The sequence below is a fragment of the Micromonospora lacuserhaii genome (assembly GCF_036902735.1).
GTDB lineage: Bacteria > Actinomycetota > Actinomycetes > Mycobacteriales > Micromonosporaceae > Micromonospora.
Map to the genome: position 1 here is coordinate 44,672 of NZ_JBAKHO010000041.1, position 6,000 is coordinate 50,671.

Sequence of the window (6,000 nt, forward strand, 5' to 3'; positions counted from 1 at the left end):
ACGCCGCCACCGGAGCCTCCCATGAGCCGTTACGTCGCCCCGCTGGGTTTCACCCTCGCCGCCGTCTGGGTGGCCGTCCTGTTCGTGCTGGCCGGCGGCGGTCACTGACCACCGCCGGCCAGCCGGCCGCCGCCAGCGCGGCGCCACGACCCCTCAGATCATCCGGGACGTCCAGAGCAGGCTCATCCCGCCGGCGCAGAGCGCCAGCAGCAGCGCCACCCCCGCATACCACTGGGTGACCTCGCGCGGCTGCGTGCGGAACCCGATCGAGCTGCCCATGTCCTGGTAGACCTGCTTCAGCTCGGAGACCGAGGCGGCCTCGTAGAAGTAGCCCTCGGTGGTCTCGGCGAGCTGCGCCAGGGCCAACCGGTCCACCGGCACCCGCTGGAGCTGGCCGCCGATGTCGACCTGGCCCGAGTCGGTGCCGAAGGCGATCGTGGAGACCGGCACGTTGGCCGCCTGCGCCGCCGCGGCGGCCTCCTCCACCGACCGCCCCGACGTGCGGTAACCGTCGGAGAGCAGCACGATCCGGGCCGGCGGGATGCCTGCGGCGCCGTCCGCGGGCACCGACCGGATCGCCTCCAGGCAGGTGAAGACCGCCTCGCCGGTGGCGGTCGACTCGGCCAGCGTCAGCCCGTCGATGGCCGCCGTCACCGCGTCCCGGTCCTTGGTCGGGGCGACCAGCACGTTCGCCGCCTTGGCGAAGGAGACCAGCCCCAGGTTGTAGCTCTGCGGCAGCTCGCCGACGAACTGCTTGGCCGCCTCCTGGGCGGCCTCCAACCGGTTCGGCGCCACGTCGTCGGCCTGCATCGACAGCGACACGTCGATGGCGAGCATCACCGTGGCGCGTTCCAGCGGCTCCTTGGTGTCCACCGCCGGTCGGGCCATCCCGGCGGCGAGGGCCACCAGGGCGAGCAGGAACGCGGTGGCCGCCGCGTGCCGCCGCCAGCCCAGCCCCCTCGGCGCCAGGGTGCGCAAGAGGTCCACATTGGTGAACCGCATCGCGTACGCCCGGCGGTGTCGCTGCCGCCAGACGTAGAGGGCGGCGAGGGCGAGCACCGGCAGCAGCGCCAGCAGCCACCACGGTTGCAGAAAACGGATCATCGCGTCGTCCCCCGGGTGCGGGCGTGCCGTTGGGCGGCCACGAATCGCACCATGTCCAGCAGCCAGTCTCGGTCGGTGCGCAGGCGCAGGTGCCCGGCGCCCCCGGCGCGCAGCTCCGCGGCGATCGCCTCCCGCTGGGCGGCGGCCGCGTCGGCGTACCGCCGGCGCAGCCCGGGATCGGCCGTCTGCACCTCGTGCAGCTCACCGGTCTCCGGGTCGACCACCGGCAGCACCCCCACGTCGGGCAGCTCCAACTCGCGCGGGTCGACCACCTCGATCGCCAGCACGTCGTGCCGGACCCGCAGCTTACGCAGCGGTCGTCCCCACTGCTGCGGGGGCGCGAGGAAGTCCGAGATCACCACCGCCAGGCCCCGGCGGCGCGGCGGCCGGTTGAGCGCGTCGACCAACGTCCCGAGATCGCTGCGGCCCGGGCGCACCGGGGTGCCCGCCAGCGCCCGCAGCAGGCCCTGCGCCTCCCGGCGGCCGGAGCGGGCCGGCACCCGGGTCAGCACGCCCGGCCCGACCGGGGGCGGCGCGGCGCGCCATCGGCCGGCCGGCGCGGCGGCCTCCGCGCCGGTGCCGATCACCGCACCGATCCGGTTGCCGCCGCGCACCGTCAAATGGGTCAGCGCGGCGGCGGCGGCGATCACCACGTCTCGCTTGAGCCAGCGTCCGGTGCCGAAGTCGAGGCTGGCGGAGAGGTCGACCGCGAGCCAGGTCTCCAACTCCCGGTCGGCGACCGTACGACGCACGTGCGGCATGGTCGTCCGGGCGGTGACCGGCCAGTCCATCCGGCGTACGTCGTCGCCGGGGCGGTACTCCCGGGACTCCCCCGCCTCGCTGCCCGGCCCGGGCAGCAGCCCGGCGTAGTCGCCCTGGAGCAGCCCGTCCAGCTTGCGGGTGACCAGCAGCTGCAACCGGGACAGCACCGCTTCGGTGCGCTCCCCGCCGGCGTCGGGCGGGCGCACGGGTGAGGTCACGGCCGCTGCCCGGGCCAGCCGGCCGGCGGGCCGCTGACCGGCGGCGGTGGGCTCGCCTGCTGACGGGGCGCCACCGACGGCAACGGGATGGTCGACATGACCCGGTGCACCACGTGATCGGCGGGCACGTCGTCGGCGAGCGCGTCGTAGCTGAGCACCAGCCGGTGCCGCAGGATGTCCGGCGCGATGTCCTGCACGTCCTGCGGCAGCGCGTAGTCCCGGCCGCGGAGCAGGGCCAGCGCCCGGGTGGCCCGGACCAGGCCGAGCGAGGCGCGCGGGCTGGCGCCGTACTGGATCAGCCGGGCCACGTCGGGCATCCCGTGCTCGGCCGGGGTACGGGTGGCCAGCACCAACCGGACCGCGTAGTCGACCAGCGCGTTGTGCACGAAGACCTGGTCCGCCTTCTGCTGGAGGGCGATCAGCTCGTCGGTGGTGAAGATCCGGGCCGGCTCCGGCGGGGTGACCCCCATCCGGTAGACGATCTCCCGCTCCTCGGCGTCGGTGGGGTAGCCGACCACGATCTTCATCAGGAACCGGTCCCGCTGCGCCTCCGGCAGCGGATAGACCCCCTCCTGCTCGATCGGGTTCTGGGTGGCCATCACCAGGAACGGGTTGGGCACCCGGTGGGTCTCGCCGCCGATGGAGACCTGCTGCTCGCTCATCACCTCCAGCAGCGCGGACTGCACCTTCGCCGGCGCCCGGTTGATCTCGTCGGCGAGCAGGAAGTTGACGAAGACCGGGCCCAGCTCGACGTCGAACTTCTCGCTGGACTGCCGGTAGATCCGGGTGCCCATGATGTCGGCGGGCACCAGGTCGGGGGTGAACTGCACCCGGGCGAAGTCGCCGCCGACCACCTTGGCCAGCGTCTCCACGGCGAGGGTCTTGGCCACCCCGGGAACGCCCTCCAGCAGACAGTGACCCCGGGCGAGCAGAGCGACGAACATCCGCTCGACCATCCGGTCCTGCCCGACGATGACCCGTTTGATCTCGAACAGGGCCCGCTCCAGCAGGCTGGCGTCCTGCGCCGGGGTGCTCACCGGCGCCGGCGTGCCCACCGGCGCGGGTGTCTCCGGGGCCGCCCCGTTCGGGGTCTGGGCGTCGGGCGTGGTCGGCTGGGCCACCGGTCCTCCACAGCATGATCGGTCGTCGCGGCGTGGTGCGCATCAAGACTCGCATGCCCGACTGAGAGCCGAGGCGGGGAGAACCCGATTTCGGCCCCGCCGTCCCGTTGACCGAATCGCTGAACGAGGGTGGACACGGAGGGGTCCGGCGCGTGTACGATTCACCCCGTCGCCGGGCGGCTCCCCCCGTGGCCGCCCGGCGCTCAATCTTCCGGCACCGGCGGCCTAGACTGCCCCGGGTGACCGAACCCACCCCCGCCGACCAGGCTCCGATCTGTTCGTCCCGTGGGTGCCGCGCTCCCGCCGTCTGGGCGCTGCGCTGGAACAATCCCCGGCTGCACGACCCGGAGCGGCGCAAGACCTGGCTGGCCTGCCCCGAGCACCGGGGCACCCTCGGCGACTTCCTCAACGCGCGCGGCTTCCTGCGGGAGGTCGCTCCCCTCTCCGAATCGCATACGCTCGAACCGTGAGCGCCCACAGCGGATCCTCCCGGTGAACGACGACGTGCCCGACGGGCCGCGACCGGCCCCGGTCAGCGCGCTGGAACCCTGGCCGGACACGGTCCGGTGGCAGCCGATCTCCGGTGACCTGATCCGGGTGGAGCTGCTGCGGCTGGCGATGGGACTGGCCGTCGTGCTGGTCGGGCTCGCCCTCGGCTGGGCGTTCAGTGGGCACTGGCTCTTCGGCGCGGTGCTCGCCCTGGTGGTGCTCCTCGGCGGGTGGCGCGCGGTGGCGATCGTCCGGGCCGTCCGGGCCTGGGGGTACGCCGAACGCGAGAACGACCTGCTGGTCCGGCACGGGCTGCTGGTCCGACGGCTCTCCATCGTGCCGTACTCCCGGATGCAGTTCGTCGACGTCAGCGCCGGGCCGCTCGAGCGGGCCTTCAACCTGGCCACCGTGCAGCTGCACACCGCCGCCGCGGCCAGCGACGCCCGGGTGCCCGGGCTGCGCCCGGCGGAGGCCTCCCGGCTGCGCGACCGACTCACCGCGCTGGGTGAAGACCGCGCGGAGGGGCTGTGACCGACGGCCTGCGCGACTCCGAGCCGGCCCCACCCGACCCGGTCCGGGCGGTCGGGCCGCCGCCACCCGAGCCGGCCCCCACCGCCGATACGCCGGCCGATACGGAGCCCCGGCAGCGGCTGCATCCGCTGAGCCCGGTGCTGCACGGGGCGAAGTCGCTGTTCGTGGTGATCGCCGGGCTCTCCTGGTCGACCCTGTCCCGGGTCGGCTTCGGCTGGTTCGCGGTGCTGGCCGCGGTGCTGGCCCTCGGGGCGACCGCGCTGGCGGTGATCAGCTGGTGGAACACCGGCTACCACATCGTCGGCCGGGAGCTGCGGGTGTACGAGGGGCTGCTCTGGCGTCGCACCCGGGCCATCCCGCTGGAACGCCTCCAGGCGGTGGAGCTGGTCCGACCGCTGCTCGCCCAGCTCACCGGCCTGGCCGAGCTGCGGCTGGAGGTGGTCGGCGGGGGCAAGACCGAGGCGCCGCTGGCCTACCTGGGGGTGGCCGAGGCCGCCGCGCTGCGGGGCAGGCTGCTCGTGGTCGCCGGCCGGGCGCCGGGCCGGGCCGCCACCGGACCGGTCGCGGGCGCCCGACCAAGCCCGGGCGTCGGACCGGGCCCAGGCGTCGGAGCGGCCCCGGGCGTCGGGGCGGCCCCGGGCGTCGGGGCGACTCCGGGCGCCGGACCGGTCGCGGGAGCCGAAGCGGCCCCGGGAGCCGGGCCCGGCACGGGAGTCGGGCCGGTGGCCGAGCCGGCCGGCGCGACCCTGCACGAGGTCCGCAACGGCGACCTGCTGGTCAGCCAGCTGCTCACCCCACAGGCGTTCCTGCTCCCGTTCGGCCTGGCGTTCGTGATCGTGCAGTTCCTCTCCGAAGGCTCCTGGTCGTTCATCGGGGTGGCCAGCACGCTGACCGCGATGGCCGGGGTGATCCTGCAACCGGTCCGCCGGGTGCTCGACGACTGGAACTTCCGGCTGGCCCGGGAGGACGACAGCCTGCGGATCCGCAACGGGCTGCTGGAGACCCGGGTGCAGACCGTGCCCCTGGACCGGGTGCAGACGGTCGGGGTGACCTGGCCGCTGCTCTGGCGGATGAAGGGCTGGCTGCGGCTACGGCTGGAGGTGGCCGGCTACTCCAGCGGCGAGCCGGACGACCGCAACCGGCCGGACCGGCTGCTGCCCGTCGGCGATCTGCGCACCGCCGAGTGGATCGTCGCGGAGGTGCTGCCCGCGGTGCGGTTGACCGGGCTGCCGCTGTCGCCGCCGCCGGCCCGGGCGCGCTGGCTGCGGCCGTTCGGCGTACGGGTGCTCGGGGCCGGCCTGGGCGAGCGGGCCTTCACGGTGCGCTCCGGGCTGCTGACCCGGCAACTGGCGATCGTGCCGTACGGCCGGATCCAGAGCGTCCGGGTGGTGCAGGGCCCGGTGCAGCGGCGGCTACGGCTGGCCACGGTGCACGCCGACACGGCCGGTGGCGCGGGCGCCGCCGCGCAGGACCGCGACCTGACGGAGGCGTGGACGCTCGCGGCCGAGTTGACCGCAAGGGCGCACGCCGCCCGCACCGCCCGCTGAGCCGGACACGCCGGCGGCGGGGGCGACGGGTCGACGCGGACCCAGCCGGGGGCAGGTGCGGTCGACGTCCCTGCGGCGCTGGGCACGCCGGGCGCACCGGCGTCACACAAAGTCACCGCGGAGCACCGTGTTGGTGTCACGAGCGATATGACGCAGCGGCATATTTATGGGTCTTGTGACGGGTTAGTGGGTTGTGGTGGGGGCCGGTGACGGCGCATGCCGTTGTTC

At 74.6% G+C, this 6,000-nt stretch carries 6 protein-coding genes; 3 read left to right on the plus strand and 3 right to left on the minus strand.

Features of this window, described 5'->3' with window-relative positions; translation table 11 throughout:
* Positions 1–153: 153 nt before the first annotated feature.
* The 3 genes from V6U81_RS22035 to V6U81_RS22045 are packed head-to-tail and all read right to left on the minus strand — an operon-like array spanning position 154 to position 3,205.
* A complete protein-coding gene (locus tag V6U81_RS22035) occupies positions 154–1,104 on the minus strand; it encodes a VWA domain-containing protein (protein WP_334491782.1) in 951 nt (316 codons plus the stop codon).
* The gene (locus V6U81_RS22040) at positions 1,101–2,102 is read right to left on the minus strand and encodes a DUF58 domain-containing protein (RefSeq protein WP_334491788.1); all 1,002 of its coding nucleotides are present in this window, start codon (positions 2,100–2,102) and stop codon (positions 1,101–1,103) included. The genes V6U81_RS22035 and V6U81_RS22040 overlap by 4 nt, the downstream gene beginning before the upstream one ends.
* Positions 2,081–3,205: an AAA family ATPase gene (locus V6U81_RS22045; protein ID WP_334491783.1), complete on the minus strand. Its 1,125-nt coding sequence runs from the start codon at positions 3,203–3,205 to the stop codon at positions 2,081–2,083. Before V6U81_RS22045 ends, V6U81_RS22040 begins: the two co-directional genes overlap by 22 nt.
* 239 nt (positions 3,206–3,444) lie before the next feature.
* Here V6U81_RS22045 and V6U81_RS22050 point away from each other — a divergent pair, with 239 nt between their 5' ends.
* From V6U81_RS22050 to V6U81_RS22060, 3 genes are read left to right on the plus strand one after another with little or no spacing between them, the layout of a single operon-like run.
* Positions 3,445–3,675: a hypothetical protein gene (locus V6U81_RS22050; protein WP_334491784.1), complete on the plus strand. Its 231-nt coding sequence runs from the start codon at positions 3,445–3,447 to the stop codon at positions 3,673–3,675.
* 13 nt (positions 3,676–3,688) lie between these two features.
* Positions 3,689–4,225: a PH domain-containing protein gene (locus V6U81_RS22055; RefSeq protein WP_420884062.1), complete on the plus strand. Its 537-nt coding sequence runs from the start codon at positions 3,689–3,691 to the stop codon at positions 4,223–4,225.
* Positions 4,222–5,772 carry a PH domain-containing protein gene (locus V6U81_RS22060; protein WP_420884061.1) on the plus strand — a complete coding sequence of 517 codons (1,551 nt, stop codon included), beginning with the start codon at positions 4,222–4,224 and terminating at the stop codon, positions 5,770–5,772. Before V6U81_RS22055 ends, V6U81_RS22060 begins: the two co-directional genes overlap by 4 nt.
* Positions 5,773–6,000: the final 228 nt, after the last annotated feature.